18 protein-coding genes and 1 tRNA gene are annotated in these 20,622 nt (G+C 56.8%); 9 read left to right on the top strand and 10 right to left on the bottom strand.

The window, feature by feature from the left end:
- Positions 1 to 4: 4 nt before the first annotated feature.
- The 5 genes from apbE to mgtE all read left to right on the top strand — a co-directional run bounded on the left by apbE (position 5) and on the right by mgtE (position 6,173).
- A complete protein-coding gene (gene apbE / locus PGR10_RS08555; RefSeq protein ID WP_430923354.1) occupies positions 5 to 1,057 on the top strand; it encodes an FAD:protein FMN transferase ApbE in 1,053 nt (350 codons plus the stop codon).
- A gap of 72 nt (positions 1,058 to 1,129) precedes the next feature.
- Positions 1,130 to 2,200, top strand: a complete 1,071-nt coding sequence (gene ada, locus PGR10_RS08550) for a bifunctional DNA-binding transcriptional regulator/O6-methylguanine-DNA methyltransferase Ada (protein WP_430923353.1) — start codon at positions 1,130 to 1,132, stop codon at positions 2,198 to 2,200.
- Positions 2,200 to 2,859 carry a DNA oxidative demethylase AlkB gene (alkB, locus tag PGR10_RS08545; RefSeq protein WP_430923352.1) on the top strand — a complete coding sequence of 220 codons (660 nt, stop codon included), beginning with the start codon at positions 2,200 to 2,202 and terminating at the stop codon, positions 2,857 to 2,859. The genes ada and alkB overlap by 1 nt, the downstream gene beginning before the upstream one ends.
- A gap of 68 nt (positions 2,860 to 2,927) precedes the next feature.
- The gene (locus PGR10_RS08540; protein WP_430923351.1) at positions 2,928 to 4,571 is read left to right on the top strand and encodes a multidrug ABC transporter permease/ATP-binding protein; all 1,644 of its coding nucleotides are present in this window, start codon (positions 2,928 to 2,930) and stop codon (positions 4,569 to 4,571) included.
- 165 nt (positions 4,572 to 4,736) lie between these two features.
- The gene (mgtE, locus tag PGR10_RS08535; protein WP_015706137.1) at positions 4,737 to 6,173 is read left to right on the top strand and encodes a magnesium transporter; all 1,437 of its coding nucleotides are present in this window, start codon (positions 4,737 to 4,739) and stop codon (positions 6,171 to 6,173) included.
- Here mgtE and PGR10_RS08530 read toward each other — a convergent pair.
- The gene (locus tag PGR10_RS08530) at positions 6,136 to 7,344 is read right to left on the bottom strand and encodes a SulP family inorganic anion transporter (protein WP_430923350.1); all 1,209 of its coding nucleotides are present in this window, start codon (positions 7,342 to 7,344) and stop codon (positions 6,136 to 6,138) included. The two genes, mgtE and PGR10_RS08530, sit on opposite strands and share 38 nt — an antisense overlap.
- Before the next feature lie 278 nt (positions 7,345 to 7,622).
- Here PGR10_RS08530 and mqo point away from each other — a divergent pair, with 278 nt between their 5' ends.
- The gene (gene mqo / locus PGR10_RS08525) at positions 7,623 to 9,257 is read left to right on the top strand and encodes a malate dehydrogenase (quinone) (protein WP_430923349.1); all 1,635 of its coding nucleotides are present in this window, start codon (positions 7,623 to 7,625) and stop codon (positions 9,255 to 9,257) included.
- Between the two features lie 46 nt (positions 9,258 to 9,303).
- On the opposite strand, the gene eco is transcribed toward mqo, so the two are convergent.
- The 5 genes from eco to PGR10_RS08500 all read right to left on the bottom strand — a co-directional run bounded on the left by eco (position 9,304) and on the right by PGR10_RS08500 (position 13,376).
- On the bottom strand, positions 9,304 to 9,795 hold the full coding sequence (gene eco / locus PGR10_RS08520) for a serine protease inhibitor ecotin (protein WP_087860136.1): 492 nt from the start codon (positions 9,793 to 9,795) through the stop codon (positions 9,304 to 9,306).
- Positions 9,796 to 9,924: 129 nt separating this feature from the next.
- The gene (locus PGR10_RS08515) at positions 9,925 to 11,034 is read right to left on the bottom strand and encodes an AI-2E family transporter (RefSeq protein ID WP_045391382.1); all 1,110 of its coding nucleotides are present in this window, start codon (positions 11,032 to 11,034) and stop codon (positions 9,925 to 9,927) included.
- 181 nt (positions 11,035 to 11,215) lie between these two features.
- Positions 11,216 to 11,292: transfer RNA gene (locus PGR10_RS08510), tRNA-Pro, on the bottom strand.
- A gap of 76 nt (positions 11,293 to 11,368) precedes the next feature.
- Positions 11,369 to 13,129, bottom strand: a complete 1,761-nt coding sequence (gene yejM, locus PGR10_RS08505) for an LPS biosynthesis-modulating metalloenzyme YejM (RefSeq protein ID WP_087860137.1) — start codon at positions 13,127 to 13,129, stop codon at positions 11,369 to 11,371.
- 19 nt (positions 13,130 to 13,148) lie between these two features.
- The gene (locus PGR10_RS08500) at positions 13,149 to 13,376 is read right to left on the bottom strand and encodes a YejL family protein (protein ID WP_045377048.1); all 228 of its coding nucleotides are present in this window, start codon (positions 13,374 to 13,376) and stop codon (positions 13,149 to 13,151) included.
- Positions 13,377 to 13,564: 188 nt separating this feature from the next.
- Between PGR10_RS08500 and yejK the strand changes: the two genes are divergently transcribed.
- The gene (yejK, locus tag PGR10_RS08495; protein WP_015365669.1) at positions 13,565 to 14,572 is read left to right on the top strand and encodes a nucleoid-associated protein YejK; all 1,008 of its coding nucleotides are present in this window, start codon (positions 13,565 to 13,567) and stop codon (positions 14,570 to 14,572) included.
- Positions 14,573 to 14,611: 39 nt separating this feature from the next.
- Here yejK and PGR10_RS08490 read toward each other — a convergent pair whose 3' ends face one another.
- Complete coding sequence (locus PGR10_RS08490) at positions 14,612 to 15,373, bottom strand: DeoR/GlpR family DNA-binding transcription regulator (RefSeq protein ID WP_430923422.1); 762 nt, start codon at positions 15,371 to 15,373, stop codon at positions 14,612 to 14,614.
- 82 nt (positions 15,374 to 15,455) lie between these two features.
- On the opposite strand from PGR10_RS08490, the gene PGR10_RS08485 reads away from it, so the two are divergent.
- Positions 15,456 to 16,052 carry an NUDIX domain-containing protein gene (locus PGR10_RS08485; RefSeq protein WP_430923348.1) on the top strand — a complete coding sequence of 199 codons (597 nt, stop codon included), beginning with the start codon at positions 15,456 to 15,458 and terminating at the stop codon, positions 16,050 to 16,052.
- A 20-nt stretch (positions 16,053 to 16,072) separates the two neighbouring features.
- Here the strand turns inward: PGR10_RS08485 and PGR10_RS08480 are convergent, their stop codons facing one another.
- Positions 16,073 to 17,359 (bottom strand): serine hydrolase domain-containing protein, encoded by a 1,287-nt coding sequence (locus tag PGR10_RS08480; protein WP_430923347.1) that lies wholly within the window; start codon positions 17,357 to 17,359, stop codon positions 16,073 to 16,075.
- Between the two features lie 103 nt (positions 17,360 to 17,462).
- Here PGR10_RS08480 and PGR10_RS08475 point away from each other — a divergent pair, with 103 nt between their 5' ends.
- On the top strand, positions 17,463 to 18,350 hold the full coding sequence (locus PGR10_RS08475; RefSeq protein WP_430923346.1) for a LysR family transcriptional regulator: 888 nt from the start codon (positions 17,463 to 17,465) through the stop codon (positions 18,348 to 18,350).
- A 58-nt stretch (positions 18,351 to 18,408) separates the two neighbouring features.
- Here the strand turns inward: PGR10_RS08475 and rplY are convergent, their stop codons facing one another.
- Entirely contained in the window at positions 18,409 to 18,693 is a 285-nt protein-coding gene (rplY, locus tag PGR10_RS08470) for a 50S ribosomal protein L25 (RefSeq protein WP_015365674.1), read from the bottom strand.
- A 136-nt stretch (positions 18,694 to 18,829) separates the two neighbouring features.
- Entirely contained in the window at positions 18,830 to 20,587 is a 1,758-nt protein-coding gene (locus tag PGR10_RS08465) for a DEAD/DEAH box helicase (protein WP_271031712.1), read from the bottom strand.
- Positions 20,588 to 20,622: the final 35 nt, after the last annotated feature.

The following is a 20,622-nucleotide window of genomic DNA, read 5'->3' as shown; positions in this document are numbered from 1 at the left end:
TTTCATGGATACCACCTTTTTCCGCGCCGCCTTTTTCGGCCTTTGCGTTCTGCTTACCGGCTGTGATTCCGCGACATCCCCGGCCACGCCAAAATCCGCCGCCACCGTGCTCGATGGCAAAACGATGGGGACCTATTGGCGCGTTAGCGTCGTTGGGCTGGATCCGGCGAAAGCCGAAGATTTACGCCATAAAGTTCAGACGCAGCTCGATGGCGACGATCTGCTGCTTTCGACCTGGAAAAAAGACTCCGCGCTGATGCGCTTCAATCATGCCGCCACGACCGAACCGTGGCCGGTGAACGAAGCGATGGCGGATATCGTCACTCTGTCGCTGCGTATTGGCGCAAAAACCGCCGGAGCGATGGATGTTACCGTCGGGCCGCTGGTCAATCTATGGGGATTTGGCCCGGATAAGCAGCCGGTAAAAACGCCGACGGAGCAGCAAATCGCGGCGGCAAAAGCGCGTACCGGGCTGCAGCATCTGACGGTGATTAACCGCGCCGACCAACAGTATCTGCAAAAAGATATTGCGGATTTATTTGTCGATCTTTCCACCGTCGGCGAGGGCTACGCGGCCGATCATCTGGCGCGGCTGATGGAGCAGGAAGGAATTGCCCGTTATCTGGTGTCGGTTGGCGGCGCATTGGTCAGCCGTGGGATGAACGGCGACGATAAACCCTGGCGAGTGGCGATTCAAAAACCGACCGACCGTGAAAACGCCGTCCAGGCGATAGTCGATATCAACGGCCACGGCATCAGCACCTCCGGCAGCTATCGCAACTACTACGAGCTGGACGGCAAACGTATTTCTCACGTTATCGATCCGCAAACCGGGCACCCCATCAACCATAAGCTGGTTTCGGTGACGGTGATTGCGCCGACCGCGCTGGAAGCCGACGGCTGGGATACCGGGCTGATGGTATTAGGGCCGGAAAAAGCGCAACAGGTGGCACACGAGCAGGGGCTGGCGGTCTATATGATTGTGAAAGAGGGCGACGGCTTTAAGACCTGGATGTCGCCGCAGTTCCGCACCTTCCTGGTCGGCGAGCAGAATTAAAAAGCAAGAAGCGCAGTTTTTTAGAGCGGAGCAAGGCGCAAAGTAGGGATACACTTACAGCAGGAGCCCGCTATGAAACCGATGATTGCCGATATGACTAACGATGACCGCCGCTGGCAGGCGGTCTGCGAACGTGACGCCAGCGCCGACGGGCAGTTTGTCTTCGCCGTGTTGACCACCGGCGTCTGCTGCCGTCCCTCGTGCCGTTCACGGCGCGCGCTACGGGAGAATGTCCGCTTTTATGCTGATGTCGAAGCCGCAAAGGCCGCCGGATATCGCCCCTGTAAACGGTGTCGGCCGGATAATCTCGACCCCGACCAACAGCGGGTCGAGAAGGTGGCCGCCGCCTGTCGTCTGCTGGAACAAGAGGCGCCAATCACCCTTGAGGCGCTGGCGCAGCAGCTGGCGGTCAGCCCGTTTCACTTCCATCGTATTTTTAAATCCGTCACCGGGCTCACGCCCAAGGCCTGGCAGCAGGCCTGGCGCGCGCGGCGCCTACGCGAAGCATTAAGCCACGGCGAGAATGTCACCAGCGCGGCATTAGCCGCCGGCTTCCCTGATTCCGCCAGCTATTATCGCCAGGCAAACGAGACGCTGGGCATGACCGCCCGCCAGTTTAAACGCGGCGGCGAAGATGTGGCGATTAGCTGGGTTTGCAGCGATAGCGCCTCTGGCCGGTGCCTGGTGGCGTTCAGCGAACGTGGAGTATGCGCCGTGTTGCTGGGCGATGACGATAAGGCGTTATATGCGCAGCTGGCGAGCTTGTTTCCCGGCGCCCAATTACAGGTGGGTGATGATACGTTTACCGAACGCGTGGCGCAGGTGGTTGCCCATCTGGATAATCCGCAGCAGGCGGTGAATTTGCCGCTGGATATTCGCGGTACCGCTTTCCAGCATCGGGTGTGGCAAGCCTTGCGCCAGATCCCGGCAGGCGAAACCCGCAGCTACCGCGAGGTGGCTCACAGCATTGGTCAACCGCGCGCGGTCAGAGCGGTTGCCGGGGCCTGCGCTGCCAATAAGCTGGCGATAGTTATTCCTTGCCATCGGGTGGTGCGTGAGGGCGGGGCGCTTTCCGGCTATCGTTGGGGAAGCGAACGCAAAGCGCTGCTGCTGGCGCGCGAAGCAAAAATACGGGAGAAATAATGCTCGATCTGTTTGCCGATACGCCGCCCTGGCAGGAGCCGCTGGCCCCCGGGGCGATGATATTACGCCGTTTCGCCGTGCAGCGCGCGCCGGCGCTGCTGCAGGCCATCGCCGGAGTGGCCAGCGCTTCTCCGTTCCGCCAGATGGTGACCCCCGGTGGTTATACCATGTCGGTGGCTATGACCAACTGTGGCCAACTCGGCTGGACGACCGATATGCACGGCTATCTCTATGCGCCGGGCGATCCGTTGACCGGCGAGCATTGGCCGCCGATGCCAGTGGTTTTTCAGCAACTGGCGGCGGAGGCGGCGCAGGAGGCGGGTTATGCGCATTTTTCCCCGGATGCCTGTCTGATTAACCGCTACCAACCGGGCGCGAAGCTGTCGCTGCATCAGGATAAAGATGAGCATGATTTGCGCGCGCCTATCGTTTCAGTGTCGCTGGGTCTGCCGGCGGTGTTTCAATTTGGCGGGCTTAAACGTAACGATCCGCTGCGCCGGCTGCTGCTGGAGCATGGCGATGTGGTGGTGTGGGGCGGCGAATCACGGCTCTTCTATCACGGCATCCAGCCGCTTAAACCGGGGGAGCATCCGCTGACCGGCGCCTGTCGTTACAACCTCACGTTTCGTCTCGCGGGTCACCGGCAAAAACAAAAATAAGAATTATTCTTGCTGTCGTCGGTAAGCCGTTTAAACTGCTGGCTGTTTGCTTGTCCGGATCGTAGCTTATGGAATTACTTGTTCTTGTTTGGCGCCAGTACCGCTGGCCGTTCATTGCCGTCATGGCGCTGAGTTTGCTCAGCGCGGCGCTGGGTATTGGGCTTATCGCCTTTATTAACCTACGTCTGATTTCCCTTGTTGATACCTCGCTCACCGTGCTGCCGGAGTTTCTCGGCCTGCTGCTGCTGTTGATGGCGGTCACGCTCGGCTCGCAGCTGGCGTTAACCACGCTTGGCCACCACTTCGTCTATCGCATGCGCGGCGAATTTATTAAACGCATTCTCGACACCCAAATCGAAAAGATCGAAAAAATCGGCAGCGCTTCTCTGCTGGCGGGCTTAACCAGTGACGTGCGTAACATCACCATCGCCTTTGTGCGCCTGCCTGAGCTGGTGCAGGGGATTATCCTGACCTTCGGGTCCGCCGCCTACCTGGCATTTCTGTCAGGAAAAATGATGCTGGTGACCGCGGTCTGGATGGCGGTCACTATCTGGGGCGGTTTTGTGCTGGTGGCGCGCGTCTATAAGCATATGGCGACCCTGCGCGAGACCGAAGATAAGCTGTATCATGATTACCAGACGGTGCTGGAAGGGCGCAAAGAGCTGACGCTGAACCGCGAACGCGCCGAATATGTTTTTAATCAGCTGTATCTGCCGGATGCCCGCGACTATCGCCACCACATCATTCGCGCCGATACCTTCCACCTGAGCGCGGTGAACTGGTCGAATATCATGATGCTTGGCGCCATCGGTCTGGTGTTCTGGATGGCTAATGGCCTCGGGTGGGCCAATACCGCGGTGGCGGCGACCTATTCTCTGACGCTGCTATTTCTGCGTACGCCGCTGCTGTCGGCGGTGGGGGCGCTGCCGACCTTGCTCAGCGCCCAGGTGGCATTCAATAAACTGCATCAGTTCGCGCTGGCGCCTTATCGCGCCGGTTTCCCCGAGCCGCAGGCGCATCCGCACTGGCAGACCCTGGAGCTGCGCGATGTGTCGTTCCATTATCCTGATAACAGTTTTGCCGTCGGGCCGATTAATCTGACTCTCAAACGCGGCGAACTGGTGTTTCTGATTGGCGGCAATGGCAGCGGCAAGTCGACACTGGCGATGTTGCTGACCGGGCTGTATCAACCGTTCTCCGGGCAGATCCTGCTCGATGGTCAACCGCTGGCGGCGGAAAAACCAGAAGATTACCGCAAGCTATTCTCGGCGGTATTTACCGATGTCTGGCTATTTGATCGTCTTTTGGGGCCAAAAGGCGAACGCGCCGATCCGGCGCTGGTCGCGAAGTGGCTGGCGTATCTGAAGATGGACCACAAGCTGCAGCTGGAAGAGGGGAAAATCCTCGATCTGAAGCTGTCTAAAGGGCAGAAAAAGCGCGTGGCGCTGCTGCTGGCGCTGGCCGAAGAGCGCGATATCATTTTGCTCGATGAATGGGCAGCGGATCAGGATCCGCATTTCCGCCGCGAGTTTTATCAGGTGTTACTGCCGCTGATGCAGCAAATGGGAAAAACCGTGTTTGCCATCAGCCACGATGACCACTATTTCCAGCATGCCGATCGCCTGCTGGAGATGCGCAGCGGCAAGCTTAGCGAGCTCACCGGCGTTGAGCGCGAACTGGCGACCCGCGACGCGGTCGCGCGTACCGCCTAACGCTTTTGCTGATTACCCGATCCGGGCTTTCTCGCCCGATCGGGCCATATTGCTGGTTTTTGCGGCAGATAAATTGCTGGCGGTTATTATTTCTCCCTCCTCGCGCTATGCTTATGGCTGCGGCCATGCAGGTCGACTTCTATTCTCACAAGGATTGCCTGAGCGATGTCCGTTTTGCATAAAAAAAGCGCCCGATTACGCGATGAAGAACGCGCCCGCCTGATTTGGCTATTAAGTACTGATAAAGCCGTCACCTCCGCGCTGTTGGGGAAACTCACCCTCGCGGAGCGCTATGATGAAGGGACGCTGGCCGATGACCTGGCGGAAGTGGAAGTACTGGTGTCGCATCTGCCGCCGCCGGATCTCGCCGATGCCCTGGAAGCGCTGCCTTATGACGCGCGTACCGCGCTGTGGGGGTTGGTTGCCGATGACAAGCGCGGCGAAGTGCTGCTGGAGGCGTCAGAGAGCGTATGGGGCGATCTCATCGATAAGATGAGCGACCACGACCTGATATTTGCCCTGCAATCGCTGGATATTGATGAACAGGTTTACCTGTTGCAGCACCTGCCGCGCGACTTAACCGGCCGCCTGCTGGCGACGCTGCCGCCGGATAAACGCGCGCGCATTCGTCAGATGATGCGCTACGCGGATAACACCGTCGGCGCGATCATGGAGTTTGAGGTGATTACCGTTCGCCCGGAAGCCACTCTGGCGGCGGTACAGCGCTATCTGCGCCGTCTGGGCAAAATGCCGGAAAACACCGACAAACTGTTCGTCACCACGCGCAATAAACTGCTGCTCGGCGAGCTGGAGCTGCAGACTATTCTGCTCAATGATGCGCAAAAGCGCGTTGGCGAAGTGATGGAAGGCGATCCGGTGACTTTCCAGCCGCAGGAAGAGGCGGAAAAAGTGGCGCGTACCTTCGAACGTGATGACTTACTGAGTGCTGCGGTGATTGATGCCGACGGCAAGCTGATGGGGCGTTTGACCATCGATGAAATCGTCGATGTGGTGTACGAAGAGACCGATAATGACCTGCGCCGGATGGGCGGTCTGAGCGAAGATGATGATGTTTTTGCGCCGGTGAGCAAAGCGGTGAAAACCCGCTGGGCGTGGCTGGCGGTGAACCTCTGTACGGCGTTTATCGCTTCCCGGGTGATCGATGGCTTTGAACATACGATTTCGCAGCTGGTGGCTCTGGCCTCGCTGATGCCGATCGTCGCCGGGATAGGCGGGAATACCGGCAATCAGACGATCACCATGATCGTCCGCGCGATGGCGCTGCAGCAGATCCAGCCGGGAAGTTTTACCTTCCTCATCCTGCGCGAGATGGGCGTCGCGCTGATTAATGGCCTGGTATGGGGCGGGATAATGGGCGCTATCACCTGGTGGCTGTATGATGACCCGCAGCTTGGCGGGGTGATGACGTTGGCGATGATGCTCAACCTGCTGATGGCGGCGATGATGGGGGTTATCATCCCGATGGTGATGGTCAAGCTGGGGCGCGATCCGGCGGTCGGCTCCAGCGTGATGATCACCGCGATTACCGATACCGGCGGCTTCTTTATTTTCCTTGGTCTGGCGACGCTGTTTCTGATGTAAGCTGCGCTTTTACGCGCAGGCGGCGAGGGATGAGCGCCATCGCGATAAGTCCTGCCAGTACGCCGATCGCCAGATTACCGGTGGCGACCGTCACGATGACGGTTACCGCCATGACCACCGTTTCCGGCCACGGATTGCCCGCCAGCGCGGTTGGGCGAATGCTCTGCCAGCTGAAGGTTTTCACCGCCACGATCACCATGACCCCGGCCAGCACCGCCATTGGAATTTTGGCCATCACCTGGCTTAGCACCGTCACCAGAAGCAGCAGTACCAGACCGGCCACTATTGTCGATAGGCGGCTACGCGCCTTGCCCATTTCCACGTTAACGATAGTCTGGCCGATCATCGCGCACCCGGCGATGCCGCCATAGCAGCCCGCGAGGATATTGGCGATCCCCAGTCCTGCGCTCTCACGCGACTTATTTGACGGCGTATGGGTGAGATCGTCCACCAGCTTTGCCGTCAGCAGCGATTCCATCAGGCCGACAAAGGCGATACTCAGGGCGCAGGGCCAGATAATTTTCAAGGTGCTTAAATCCAGCGGCACCGCCAGCGCGTTGAAGCCCGGCAGACCGCCGCCCATAGCGCCTTCATCACCCACGGTTGGCAGGATCTGTCCGCTGGTGACGGTATAAGCAGTAAGGAGGACGATAGCGATAAGCGGCGCCGGCACGGCTTTGATAAAACGCGGCGCCCACAGCACGATGAGTAGCGTCAGAACGAACAGGCCGACGATGAGCGGCTGCCTGCTCCAGAAATGAGGTACCTGGGCGAAAAAAATAAGAATGCCGAGCGCATTAACAAAACCGGTCATCACCGCTGGCGGGATAAAGCGCATCAACCGCGCCATACCGCAGACCCCAAACAAAATTTGAATAATACCAGCCAGAATGACAGCAGGCAGAATATACCCTACGCCATGCTGATGTACCATCGGGCCAATCACCAGGGCGACAGAACCTGCCGCCGCCGTCACCATCGCGGGGCGCCCGCCAAGAACCGACATCGCCAGACAGAGCACCACCGAAGCAATCAGGCTGACCTGCGGGTCAACGCCGGCAATGACCGAAAATGAAATGACTTCAGGAATTAACGCCAGGGCAGTCAGCACGCCAGCAAGGGTCTCACGTGTTATCAACGCCGAAGAGAGTGTGCGGGAAGTTGAGGGCATAAAAGTTCGCGGATGATAAAAAATTTGAATTGAGACAAGCCGCAGTTGACGTGCGCTCCATCACAGAACGGGAGATGATAGCGCGGAAAGGGCCATCATACCAGTACAAAAAGTGATTTTGTGTACACATTTATTAAACATTTTTATAACAGATCTCAAAACTCAACTTAAAATTTAAACAATATTTAAATTTTTGAGTACAGGTGGTACCTTTGATCCCGAGAATCGTTTCACCTGCGCTAAATAAAAAAAGCGAGTAAAAGTAAGGCTCAAATCCGATGAAGAAAAAGATGGCCGTACCCAGCTCACAGGCGGTTGGTTCCAATACAAATCGGACCAACACCCGCCATGAGCAAGAGACGGATGTATTGTTGATTGGCGGCGGTATCATGAGCGCCACGTTGGGAACCTGGCTGCAGGAACTGGAGCCGGATTGGTCTATTACCATGGTCGAGCAGATGACCAGCGTTGCCGAGGAAAGCTCGAACGGCTGGAACAATGCGGGTACCGGCCATGCGGCGCTGATGGAGCTCAACTACACGCCGCAAACCGCCAATGGGATCAATATCGACAAAGCGGTCGATATCAATGAGTCCTTCCATATTTCTCGTCAGTTTTGGGCCCATCAGGTGACCCGCGGTATCCTGACTAAGCCGAAATCCTTTATTAACAGCGTGCCGCACATGAGCTTTGTGTGGGGTGAAGACAACGTTAACTTCCTGCGCGCGCGCTACGCGGCGCTGCAGCAGAGCGAGCTGTTCCGCGGTATTCGTTATTCTGAAGATCATCAGCAGATCAAGGAGTGGGCGCCGCTGGTGATGGAAGGTCGCGATCCGCAGCAAAAAGTGGCGGCAACGCGTACCGAAATGGGCACCGACGTTAACTACGGCGAGATCACTCGCCAGCTGATCGCCGGGCTACAGACGCATGATAACTTCTCTCTCCAGTTGGGCACCGTCGTTCGCCGCTTTAAGCGCAATGCGGACAACAGCTGGACGGTGACGCTGGCGGATGCCAACAATCGTCACCAGAAGCGGACGATCAAAACCAAATTCATCTTTATTGGCGCGGGCGGCGCTGCCCTGACGCTGCTGCAGGAAACCGGTATTCCGCAGGCGAAAGAGTACGCGGGCTTCCCGGTTGGCGGACAGTTCCTGGTATGTGAGAACCCGGAAGTGGTTAATCATCACCTGGCGAAAGTCTACGGCCAGGCGGAAGTTGGCGCGCCGCCGATGTCGGTGCCGCATATCGACACCCGTATTATCGACGGCAAACGCGTGGTGCTATTCGGGCCGTTCGCGACTTTCTCGACCCGCTTCCTGAAAAACGGTTCGCTTTGGGATCTGCTGGCCTCGACGAATACCTCGAATATTCTGCCAATGCTTAACGTCGGGATGGATAACTTCGACCTGGTGAAATATCTGATTAGCCAGGTATTGCAGAAAGATAAAGATCGTCATGCCGCGCTGTGCGAGTACTACCCGGAAGCGCGTAAAGAAGACTGGCGCCTGTGGCAGGCCGGACAGCGTGTACAGATTATCAAGCGTGATAAGAAAATGGGCGGCGTGTTGCGTCTTGGCACCGAAGTAGTGTGCGATGACGAAGGCACCGTAGCCGCGCTACTGGGCGCTTCTCCTGGCGCGTCGACGGCGGCGCCGATCATGGTGCAGCTGTTGGAGAAAGTCTTCAAAGACAAAGTACAGACGCCGGCCTGGCAGGCGAAGATGAAAGAGATCGTGCCGAGCTACGGCATGCGTCTGGATGGTAATCCGGCCGCTATTGAGCAGGCGCTGGCGTGGACCAGTGAAGTGCTGGGGCTACACTACGAGCCGATGACCGCGGCAGACGACGTGCCGCAGGCCGAACTCAAGCCGCTAACCGGCGGAAAACCGATGGCGGATATCGCGCTATAACAAAAACGGCAGCCCTCGGGCTGCCGTTTTGTATTACCGCTGGCGATTAACGCTCCACGGCATTACCGATAGTTTCTTCAGCTTTCCAGATGCGGTATTTCACTTCAACGTTGGCTGGAGTATAAACCACGATCGGCAGCTTGCTGTTGTAACGCAGCAGGCCTTCATCGCCGAGACCCGCGGTAATAAATTTCTTCTCTTTCTTACCGTCCGGGCAGGCCATCATGGTGGAAACCGGGGACGTCAGCTTATCAAAGACATAGTAGTCATAGCCCCAGCCTTCCAGCGTTTTACTTTCCAGTTGACCGCCCAAGCGATGATGGTTGCAGTCGACTTCCAGCGTCTGGCCAATCATCAGTTCAACTTTTAACGCGGATTCATCCTGCTGCTGCGGCAGCTGAATCACCTGACGCTTCATCCCTTTTTCCGCTTTCGGATAGGGGGCGATTTTCTCCAGCGGCTGTTCAGCGGCTAACGCGCTGGTGGAAACACAGGCAACGGCCAGCAGAGAAACAGCAAGCGTAGCGATTTTTTTCACGGTTGATCATCCTTTATTATCGTTACTAACCAATACAGACTAACATCATTACCCTGAATGGTAAGAGTTATTTACCATTATTTTCAATATGAATAGTGAAATGCACTAGTAAAGTGAAACGTGCGTCAGCTATTCATCGCGGCTGTTTTTGGCTTCTTCAATAAACTCTTCGTCCAGTAAGTCGGCGTTCCCGGCGTGTTCACGGCCCGATAACAGGTTCCAGCAGGCAATAAACAAGGCGGCAATCAGCGGGCCGATGACAAAGCCGTTGATGCCATAGATTTCCATGCCGCCAAGGGTGGCAATCAGGATCAGATAATCCGGCATTTTGGTATCTTTCCCCACCAGTAGCGGACGCAGAATGTTATCCACCAGGCCGATGACAATGACGAAGAAACCGACAATAAACGCCCCTTGCCACAATTGCCCGGTGGCGAACAGGTAAATCGCCGCCGGCACCCAGATAATGGCGGAGCCCACCGCCGGGATGAGTGACAGAAAGGCCATTAAAGCGCCCCACAGAATGCTGCCATCAAGACCGACGATCCAGAATGCAAAGCCGCCGAGAGCCCCCTGTGCCAGCGCGACGGCGACGGTACCTTTAACCGTCGCCCGCGCGACGGCGGCGAATTTGGCAAACAGGTGCTGTTTGACATAATTGGATAGCGGCAAAGATTCGAGGATTAACAGCACCAGATAAGGGCCATCTTTCAGCAAGAAGAACAGCAGATATAACATAATGCCGAAGCTGACGGTAAAGCCAAACGTCCCTTTACCGATCAGGAAGGCGCTACCGGCCAGATATTGTCCGCCTTTCAGGGCGGCATCGGATAGTTGCTGCTGAATTTGTTCCGCGCTATCGAGATTGTGCTCTGAGAGGAAACTTCTGGCCCAGCTCGGGAGATGGGCAAACAGGTTGGCGACCACCGTCGGAAACTGGGTGTCATTATGCTGTAGCTTGGTGTAGACCACGTTTAGCTCGAAGGCTAGCGACGAAATGATAATCGCCAACGGGGTGAAAACAATAAGACAGATAATGACGACGGTCAGTAGCGCCGCGATACCGTTGCGTTCACCGATGCGCGTACGGATGTTGTTTTTTATCGGATTAAATATCACCGCCAGGATAGCGGCCCACAGGATAGCGGAATAGTAAGGGGAGAGTACGTCAAAAAAGGCCAGGGTAACGATCAGTAAAATAAGGATAAAAAATCCTTTGGGAAGTCCTTTAACTCTCATTGGGTCCGCTCCAGATGATAACGAATACAGTCGAATAATAGATGGAATTTAACAATTTGCCATCAGGATAATCGCAGTCTTAGCGGGAAGGGAGTACAAGCATTAAAAAACCCGCGCTCTCAGAGAGAGTGCGGGTTCTAAAGGGGACCGATGGTTGTAGCAACCTATCGGTTAAATTTTTTGGTCGGCACGAGAGGATTTGAACCTCCGACCCCCGACACCCCATGACGGTGCGCTACCAGGCTGCGCTACGTGCCGACGCGTGGAAGATAATATTACCCGTTCCCCCATCGAATGCAAGCGACCGACAACTGATTGATTTAAAATTAATCAATCAGTTAGCGATAAAGCGTTTTTCATCCGTCAGCACCTGCAGCAGCAGGCTAAGCTGCGGTTTTTGGTCTTTCACCTTCTCGCCATCGCTGTTCCAGGTGTGATAGGTGCCGTTGTGGTCGAGCACTACGGTCATCGTTGGCGTGGTAATCGCCAGTGTATCGCTATTAGCGGCGGTGACCCAGCTGCGGCGGCGCGCCGGGCTAAACAGGTCTTCGCCCTGCGAATATTCATTCGCTGGCGTTGAGACGTGTAGCAGACGCTGCATCAGCGTCGTCATCACGTCTTTGTTGTCCGTGAGCGCTGAGATCTCCTGCGCTGGGGTTCCCGGCCAGTGGATAACCAGCGGTACCTGCAGATTGCCCCGTGACCAGTCGAATTTCCCCTGCTTGCTATCCAGCGGCATACCGTGCCCGGCGGTAACAATCACCACCGTATTATCCAGTTTGCCCGCTTTACGCAGCGCGTCGAGCACGCGGCCAATTTGCGTATCGACGTCGCCTGCGGCGCGGCCATAGGTGCGGGCAAAATTCTGCTGCTGGCTGTTATCAATATTAGTGCCGTTCAGCGACACCCACGAAAACCAGCGGTTCTCATCCTGGGCGTAGCGATCCAGCCAGCCGATCCATTGGTCTGCCGTTTGTTCATCGCTCTGCGTTTTGGCCGCCGGCAGCGAGAAGTCCGACAGCAGCGCCTGACGATAGAGCGGACTGCTGAAACCGTCTGATGAGAACAGGCCCAACTGGTAACCCTGTTGGTTGAGGGCGGTAATCAGCGCCGCCGGGATACGCGCCGAGAGCACGCCATCCATATAACCCGGCGATATGCCGTAGAACAGGCCGAACATTCCGCTATCGGTGCTATTACCGGAGCTCATATGCTGGCTAAAGTTGACGCTTTCTTTCGCAAAAGCAGCCAGCTGCGGCATGTTCTTTTCGAAGCGTGAATAGTTGAGGTTATCCACCGTAATGAGCAGCACGTTGTAGCCCGTGCCGAGGTCGCGATAGCGCAGATCGCTCAGCGGATACTGCACCGAAACCGCTTCCGGCGCGCCTTGCTCAACCAGACGGCGCTGATAGTCTTGCGCATCGAGCAGGCCGTGCTTCTCAAGGAAGCGGCGAGCGGTCATCGGATAAGAGAGCGGTAAGTTGGCCCGCTGCATGGTGATCGGGCGATAGAAATTGGCATCCGCCCAGATATAAATCAGATGGCTGCTGATAAACGAAATAAAGAAAAACCAGGCGACGGGGCGCGCGTAGTGGCGGCGGCGCGTCAGGCTGCGCAGCTTTTGCCAGCTCCAGGTGGCGAAGAGCATCTCAAGCAGGAAGATGATCGGTACGCTGATAAACATCAGCTGCCAGTCGCGAGCCATCTCGTTCTGGTCGGGGTTAATCACCAGTTCCCAGACGACAGGGTTTAAGTGCAGGTGGAAGCGAGTGAAGACTTCGCTATCGATCAGCAGCAGCGTCATCCCGGCGGTGGCGAAGATGACCGACAGGAAGCGCATAAGTCGCTGCGAGCCGACGATAAAGGTCAGCGGGAAGAGAATCAGTACATAGCTGGTGAAAACCAGAAAACTGAAATGACCAACGAGGCTGACATACGAGAATACCCGCCCGGCAAGCGTCGTTGGCCAGTCGGCGACAAAAAGATAGCGGCTGCCGAGCGCCATTGCCAACAACATGTTGAACAGGGCGAACCAGTGTCCCCAGCTGACCATCTGGGAGACTTTTTCTCGGTAGGGCTGACGAAGAGTCACCATATACTGTTGTTCGTTATCCTTAGTGCGCGGGATCGTCGTTAATGGACGATTGCAGCGCCTGGGCGAAAGAACGGGCGATTGCCTGACGCTGCGCCGGCGCGACGCTACTGTTGATCAGGTTGGTCACCATATTGCCCAGCACCATCAGTGACAGGTCAACCGGCGCTTTGTGTGTTTCCAGGACGTTCGTTAGCTCGCTGAGCAGCTGCTCGACCTGTTCATCGCTATAGCGGGATATTTGTGGCATAAACTCAAAATCTGTTTGTTCGTGAAAGGGCAACATATTACCGTAGCAGCAGCTTTTTTTCCGCATTTTTTCGCCACGGCGCAAAAGCGCCCAGCAACGCGAGACTCAAGCGTAAAAGAGGCATCTGCCGGTTGCGTCGTCGTCCCGGTGGTGGTTGAATACCGCCCGGTCTAAAAGGAGAGTTTAACATGAGTCTGGATATCGACCAGATTGCCCTGCATCAGTTGATCAAACGTGATGAACAGAATCTGGAACTGGTGCTGCGCGAGTCGCTGCTGGAACCAAATGCCACTGTCGTGGAAATGATGGCTGAACTGCATCGTGTCTACAGCGCAAAAAGCAAAGCCTACGGCCTCTTTAATGAAGAGAGCGAGCTGGCGCAAGCGTTGCGTTTACAGCGTCAGGGTGAAGAAGAGTTTCTTCCTTTCAGCCGTGCGGCAACCGGCCGCCTGCGCGATGAGCTGGCGAAGTATCCGTTTGCCGAAGGCGGCATCGTATTGTTCTGTCAGTATCGTTACCTGGCGGTCGAGTATCTGCTGGTGGCGGTGCTCAATAATCTGAGCAGCATGCGCGTCAACGAAGAGCTGGATATCAGTTCCACGCATTACCTGGATATCAACCATGCCGACATCGTGGCGCGTATCGATCTGACCGAGTGGGAAACTAATCCCGAATCGACCCGTTATCTGACTTTCCTGAAAGGGCGCGTGGGGCGTAAAGTCGCCGATTTTTTCATGGACTTCCTCGGCGCCAGCGAAGGGCTCAATGCCAAAGCGCAGAACCGCGGTCTGCTGCAGGCGGTGGATGATTTCGCCGCTGACGCGCAGCTGGATAAATCCGAGCGCCAGAACGTGCGCCAGCAGGTGTACGCCTACTGTAACGAACAGCTGCAGGCGGGCGAAGAGATCGAGCTGGAGTCGCTGTCTAAAGAGCTCTCCGGCGTCAGCGAAAAGAGTTTCCAGGAGTTTACCGCTGAGCAGGGCTATGAGCTGGAGGAGAGCTTCCCGGCGGACCGCAGTACGCTGCGCCAGCTGACCAAATTTGCCGGTAGCGGCGGCGGCTTGACCATCAATTTTGACGCGATGCTGTTAGGCGAGCGCGTATTCTGGGATCCGGCAACGGATACGTTGACCATTAAAGGCACGCCGCCGAATCTGCGCGATCAGCTGCAGCGCCGTACCTCAGGCGGTAATTAATCCCTGCTGATTATCCCGGCGGGACATGATGCCGCCGGGTTAACCTTCTACCTGAATAATCCTGACGCCGCTTTGCTTAAGCTTCTGACGTAACTTGTCATCCAGTACGCTGTCGATAACCACTGTGCTGGCAAGATTAAGCTCGCCGATGGCAAACGAGGAGGCGGAATTAATTTTTTCGGCAGAGGCCATCACCACGGTTTCTGCGGCTCTGGCCGCCAGCGCGCGCTTAATGCCCGCCTCTTCATAATCACCGGTGGTAAAGCCCGCATGCGGGTGCACGCCGGTCACCCCCATAAAGAACAGATCGGCATGAATCCGCGCCATCGCCGCTAGCGTCTCGGCGCCGACCGTGACTACCGAATGTTTAAACATTGTACCGCCGAGCAGGATCACCTCGATCCGCGGATGCTCGACCAGCGCCACGGCGATCCCTGGACTGTGCGTCACCACGGTACAAGCAAGGTCGGCGGGGAGCGCGGCGATCATCGCCGTGGTGGTGGTGCCGCCATCGACGATAACCACCTGTCCTGGCTGGATAAGCGCCGCCGCCCGGCGGGCTATCGCCTGTTTGGAAGCCATCTGCACGCTTTTTCTGCTTTCTATTGGCGCAATAGCGGCCGATACCGGCAGTGCGCCGCCGTGGACCCGTTGCAGCTTACCTTCCGCCGCCAGTTCGCGCAGATCGCGACGAATGGAGTCTTCTGAGACCTGAAAGCGCTGGCTTAACTCACCCGACATCACCTGCTTTTCTGCGGCAAGGATCTGCAGGATATGCTGTTTTCTCTGGCTGGCGAGCATGTTGTTCACTTCACGATTGATCTTGTTTGTGCACGATTATGCATGTTATGTTGCCTGCTGTCACCTTAGAAGGGGAAGAAACATGCACGCAGACGCACCGCGCGTTCGCCACGTTCGCGAAACGCTCTTGTCAGATAACTGGTACACGCTGAAAAAATATACCTTCGAGCTGTTGCGGCGGGACGGGCGCTGGCAGGAGCAGAGCCGGGAAGCCTACGACCGCGGCAACGGCGCGGTTATTCTGCTCTATAACCGCCATAAACAGAGCGTGGTGCTCATCCGCCAGTTTCGTTTTCCGGTGTGGATCAACGGTCACAACGGCTTTCTGATCGAAGCTGCCGCAGGATTACTGGATAACGCCTCGCCGGAAGAGCGCATTATCGCCGAAGCGGAAGAGGAGACCGGGTTTCGCGTCACCCGCATCGAGCCGGTATTCACCGCGTTTATGAGCCCGGGGTCGGTTACTGAGAAACTGTACTTCTTTATTGCCGAATACTCCGCGGACGATCGCCGTGGCGATGGCGGCGGGCTGGCGACGGAAGGAGAGGATATTGAAGTGCTGGAGTGGCCGCTGGCGCGGGCGTTACAGGCCATTCGCGATGGTGAAATCGTGGATGCGAAAACCATTATGCTGCTGCAGCATCTGGCGTTAAATGCCGATACGCTCCTTGCCGGTTAAGCGGCAAGGAGCCGGCAAGATTAGCGCAATTCGCGGGCAATGGCGCTGTACATCAGCGCCGCTTCCAGCGGCTGTGCGTTAAAGGACGGTTCCGCTTGTGGCCAGGTTGACCACTGCACGATCACCAGATGTTCCGCACGGTTGACCATAATCACCTGGCCGTAGATCCCCAACGCCCACAGCGAGCCTTTCAGCCCTTCCTGCGTCGTTGGCTGTACGTTTTGCGCATTGGCCGGAATAGCGTTATTCCACCATTGATAGCCGTAGATACCTTCCGGATGCGCTGCTGAAACCGAGTTCAGCGCTTTTGTCCAGCTTGCGGCTTGATCGAACCAGCCTGCGGGCACCAGCTGTTTACCGTTGCTCAGGCGGCCATCGCGGGCGACAAACTCGCCAAAGCGACCCCAGTTTTCGAGGGTGGCGTTAAAGCCGTGGGCGCCGACATCATGTTGACCTTTTTTGTAAGCATGCCATACGCCATCGTGGGCCATGCCCGCAGGCTGCCACAGTGATTGTTCAAGCCAGGCGGCCAGCGACATACCGGTCGCGCGCTCCAGCACATCGCCCAGCAGCCAGGCGCCGCCGGAAGAGTAGGACCACTGCTCGCCTGCCGGGTGTTTGCGCGATAGCGTCGACACAATTTTACGCACGCAATCATAGGCGCCGGGCTGCGCTTCACACTGGGTCAGGCGGGCGAAGTGCGACTGTGGATTGGTGTAATCTTCATTCCATTCCACGCCGCTGGTATGTTGAATGAGCTGCTTGAGCGTCACGCCGTCCCAGGCGGTGCCTTTCAGTTCGGGTTCATAAACGGTAATCAGGTCATCGAGGGAGTGGATTTTACCCTGTTGAATGGCGATACCGACCAGCGTCGAGACGACCGATTTGCCCACCGAGCGCGAGGTCCACAGCGTGGTGTCGGTATTACCTTCGGCGAGATATTTCCAGGCGACCTTACCATCTTTCAGCACCAGCATACCGCTGACGTTTTCGCGCTTCAGGTAATCCTGCAAATTCCAGGTGTGGCCGTTGAGCGTGTAGCGGGCATCGGTCAGCTGCTTTTTAGCGCGCTCCAGCGGGACCGAGTCGCCGTGACGGAAAACATCGCCAGCATAGTTGCGATAGTCATTACGAAAGCCAACGACGCGTGACGCCTGATCCCAGGTGAGCATGTCTTTGGCCGCGGGTAGCGTTTGATCGTAAGGCGTGGGGCAGACATCCAGCGTCAGGCCGCCGCAGTTTTGCGCCATTGCCGCCGCCGGCAGCGCCGCCAAAATTAACGCCAGGACCAGTGGTTTTCTTATCATTTTCATTTCCTCGTTTGCCATAGATTCGCATCGCAGTATATAAATCGGCGCGCGGTGGCTAAAATCACCATGTGGGGGATTTTCCCCCGAAAGGGAGAGAAGGATGAAAACCCTGCAGTATTCTTTTGCACAGATTGAAGCCTTCGCGACAATTGCTGAGACCGGCAGCCTGTCGCGGGCGGCGATCCGTTTAGGGAAAGACCGTACGACGCTTCGCGATCTGCTGGATTACCTGGAAGATGCCTTGGGCTACCGGCTATTCAGCCGTGAAGGGCGTAGCCTGACTTTAACCGCCGAGGGCGAGCAGCTTTTTCGCCAGGCGCATTTGTTGTTGCGTCAGGCGCAGGCTTTCGAGTCTTTTGCGCAAACGCTGCCGCAAACGGCCTGGCAGGAGTTACGCCTGGTGTACGATCCCTTCGTGCCGCGTGAATTCCTCCGTTTGCTGGCCGATACGCTTGCCCGGCGGCAGATCCGTTTAAGCTGCTGGAGCGCCTCGCGTCGCGAAGCCGAACAGGCGTTGGGCGATGGCGTCGCGGATATGGCCATTTGCCAGGCGAATAATCGTACGCTGGGTAGCGAAATGGAGTGGCGGGCGCTGGGTACCGTTGATTTACGCTTTTACGCCGCGCAGCGATTGTTCGCTGAGGCCGCAAGGCCGCTGACGTTGCTGAATTTATCGCTCACCCCGCAGTTAGTGATGCACCGGCGCAGCGACGATCAAATCGCCCGCCGGCTGCAGATATCCGGCCATACGCTGTATATGAATGAAATCACCATGTTGCGCCACGCAATGGAGCAGGGGCAGGGCTGGGGGTTTTTACCCGATCATTTACAGCCCGACGAGTGGCAGGGGGTTGCTGAAATTGCCACCGAGGTTGGTAATCAGGGGCTTAACGTTACCATGGTGATGCTGTGGTTGCCGGGAATGAATAAACACCGCGCGCTGGGAGAGATAGTTGATGACGCGCCAGGGCTATGGCGGCGCAGATAACAAAACGCCCCGGGTCAGAAGACACCAGGGCGTTTGCCATACAACTTGCTATCGGCGATTAAGCGCGAACGAAGTCGATGTGGGTCAGTTTCGGCTTGAACGCGTGACGCTGAACAGCCTGAACTTTAACTTTTTCTTCTTTGCCATCGACAACCAGGGTCAGAACTTCGCCGTAGAACTCAGCTTTGTCCTGCATGTTCCACAGTTTGTCGTGGTCCAGTTCGATAGCAACCGGAGCAGCTTCGCCACCGTAGATGATTGCCGGGAACTTGTTAGCTGCGCGCAGGCGGCGGCTCGCACCCTTACCCTGCTCTTTACGTACTTCTGCGTTGATAGTAAACATTGATGTCTCTCTATATATAAAGCCTGCAACAGGCGACCCAGCAGCAGGCAGATTATCTGCTTTGCGAATGCAAAAGCGGGCGGCATTATAGCCGCCTATCGGCACAGCGGCAATCAAAACCTCAGTTTTTGGCGGATTAACGTAGCTCATTGGCGCGACGGAAACGGCCCTGATAATCGAACACTTTTTCCCGCACCTGCCAGTATTGCCCCTTCATACGGGCGACGACAAAGTCTGGATTTCGTAGTAGCGCCTGCTGGGCAATGATATCCGCCGGGGTTATCCAGCGCAGCGGCACGCCCGGCGTACGGGTATGCGGGCGGATAAACAACTGCTCAAAAGCGGTACGCTGCGCGGGCGTTTGTAAACGGAAGCGCTCACTGACATCGGCGCCGTCCTCATCGTAATAGGTGATTTTTAGCCACGGGCCTTTTTCGTCGCTGCCATGTTGAAGCGCCATGCCGCTGCAGCGCAACACCAGCGCGTCTTTAAGCTTCAGCGCCGCCTTCAGCATGTCGTCCGGGTCGACCAGTACAGTATCGCACTCGCGACAGCGGCGGGCGGCAATGTCATTCTCGGCGTTGCACTGCGGGCAGTTTTTAAAACGAAAGCGGAAGTCGCACTGTTCGCGGTGGCCGTCATCGTCTTCGAACCAGCCCTGGCAGCGGCGGCCAAAATGCTCAATCAACGTGCCGTCGGCGGTGGTTTTCCCCCAAAAAGTATTGGCGAAACCGCAGGCCGGGCAGAAGACCTGCACCGGGACATTATCGCTTTTGCCTTTTGGCGTGCCGACTTCCGGCGCGTACAGGTCGTGAGGATTACCGGCATAGTCGAGGATCAGACAGTCGGTTTTGCCCGGCGCCAGACGCAGGCCGCGGCCAACAATTTGTTGGTAAAGGCTTACCGACTCGGTTGGCCGAAGAATCGCGATAAGATCGACGTGCGGCGCGTCAAAGCCGGTGGTCAGTACCGCGACATTCACCAGATAGCGATACTGCTGCGCTTTAAAAGCTTCGATGATGCGATCGCGCTCCGGCCCCGGCGTTTCGCCGGTAATCAGCGCCGCCTGCGTGGGCGGCAGCAGGCCGGTAATTTCCCGCGCATGCTCGACGGTCGCGGCGAAGATCATCACGCCTTTACGGCTTTCGGCAAACTCAACGATTTGGCTAACGATATGTGGCGTGATGCGCTGCTGTTTTTTCAGCTCGTGGTTAAGGTCGGCTTCGCTGAACAGGCCATTGCTCTGCGCCTGCAGGCGGCTGAAATCGTACTGGACCACCGGCATATCGAGGCGCTCAGGCGGCGTCAGGTAGCCGTGCTTAATCATATAACGCAGCGGCAGCTCGTAGATGCAATCGCGGAACAGCGCTTTCTCGTCGCCGCGTACCATACCGTGATAGTGGAACTGATAGATCCAACCCTTGCCCAGGCGAAAGGGGGTCGCGGTCAGGCCGAGCAGCCTGAGCTGTGGGTTCACCTGTCGTAGGTGGCTGATGATTTGCTGATACTGGCTGTCGTCATCGTCGCTGATACGGTGGCACTCATCGACGATCAGTAAGGAGAATTCGCTCTGAAACTGCTCAAGATTACGCGCCACCGACTGCACGCTGCCGAAGACCACCTTGCCCTGGCTCTCTTTACGCTGCAGACCGGCGGCGAAAATATCCGCTTCCAGCCCAAGCGCACAGTATTTACTGTGATTCTGCGCCACCAGTTCTTTAACATGGGCCAGAACCAATACGCGTCCGCGCGCCAGCCGCGCCAGTTCGGCGATCACCAGACTTTTACCGGCACCGGTCGGCAGCACGATGGCGGCAGGTTCGTGATGGCGGCGGAACCAGGCAAGCGTGGCATCGACCGCCTCTTTTTGATAGGGGCGTAGTGTAAAAGTCATCAATTCTCGGGGGTTAATTAACTCGCAAATAGTAT

This window comes from Klebsiella sp. 141198, from assembly GCF_050600785.1.
GTDB lineage: Bacteria > Pseudomonadota > Gammaproteobacteria > Enterobacterales > Enterobacteriaceae > Klebsiella > Klebsiella aerogenes.
The sequence above is the reverse complement of the archived record's forward strand: the minus strand, read 5'-3'. Positions and strand labels throughout refer to the sequence as shown.

What these genes read in the sequence shown, in the direction of transcription:
- PGR10_RS08480 (WP_430923347.1), bottom strand. Translation starts at nt 17,359, where the DNA reads ATGATAAGAAAACCACTGGTCCTGGCGTTAATTTTGGCGGCGCTGCCG.
- PGR10_RS08475 (WP_430923346.1), top strand. Translation starts at nt 17,463, where the DNA reads ATGAAAACCCTGCAGTATTCTTTTGCACAGATTGAAGCCTTCGCGACA.
- mgtE (WP_015706137.1), top strand. Translation starts at nt 4,737, where the DNA reads ATGTCCGTTTTGCATAAAAAAAGCGCCCGATTACGCGATGAAGAACGC.
- PGR10_RS08490 (WP_430923422.1), bottom strand. Translation starts at nt 15,373, where the DNA reads ATGCTCGCCAGCCAGAGAAAACAGCATATCCTGCAGATCCTTGCCGCA.
- yejK (WP_015365669.1), top strand. Translation starts at nt 13,565, where the DNA reads ATGAGTCTGGATATCGACCAGATTGCCCTGCATCAGTTGATCAAACGT.
- PGR10_RS08540 (WP_430923351.1), top strand. Translation starts at nt 2,928, where the DNA reads ATGGAATTACTTGTTCTTGTTTGGCGCCAGTACCGCTGGCCGTTCATT.
- yejM (WP_087860137.1), bottom strand. Translation starts at nt 13,129, where the DNA reads ATGGTGACTCTTCGTCAGCCCTACCGAGAAAAAGTCTCCCAGATGGTC.
- ada (WP_430923353.1), top strand. Translation starts at nt 1,130, where the DNA reads ATGAAACCGATGATTGCCGATATGACTAACGATGACCGCCGCTGGCAG.
- mqo (WP_430923349.1), top strand. Translation starts at nt 7,623, where the DNA reads ATGAAGAAAAAGATGGCCGTACCCAGCTCACAGGCGGTTGGTTCCAAT.
- PGR10_RS08515 (WP_045391382.1), bottom strand. Translation starts at nt 11,034, where the DNA reads ATGAGAGTTAAAGGACTTCCCAAAGGATTTTTTATCCTTATTTTACTG.
- apbE (WP_430923354.1), top strand. Translation starts at nt 5, where the DNA reads ATGGATACCACCTTTTTCCGCGCCGCCTTTTTCGGCCTTTGCGTTCTG.
- PGR10_RS08530 (WP_430923350.1), bottom strand. Translation starts at nt 7,344, where the DNA reads ATGCCCTCAACTTCCCGCACACTCTCTTCGGCGTTGATAACACGTGAG.
- PGR10_RS08500 (WP_045377048.1), bottom strand. Translation starts at nt 13,376, where the DNA reads ATGCCACAAATATCCCGCTATAGCGATGAACAGGTCGAGCAGCTGCTC.
- PGR10_RS08485 (WP_430923348.1), top strand. Translation starts at nt 15,456, where the DNA reads ATGCACGCAGACGCACCGCGCGTTCGCCACGTTCGCGAAACGCTCTTG.
- rplY (WP_015365674.1), bottom strand. Translation starts at nt 18,693, where the DNA reads ATGTTTACTATCAACGCAGAAGTACGTAAAGAGCAGGGTAAGGGTGCG.
- PGR10_RS08465 (WP_271031712.1), bottom strand. Translation starts at nt 20,587, where the DNA reads ATGACTTTTACACTACGCCCCTATCAAAAAGAGGCGGTCGATGCCACG.
- alkB (WP_430923352.1), top strand. Translation starts at nt 2,200, where the DNA reads ATGCTCGATCTGTTTGCCGATACGCCGCCCTGGCAGGAGCCGCTGGCC.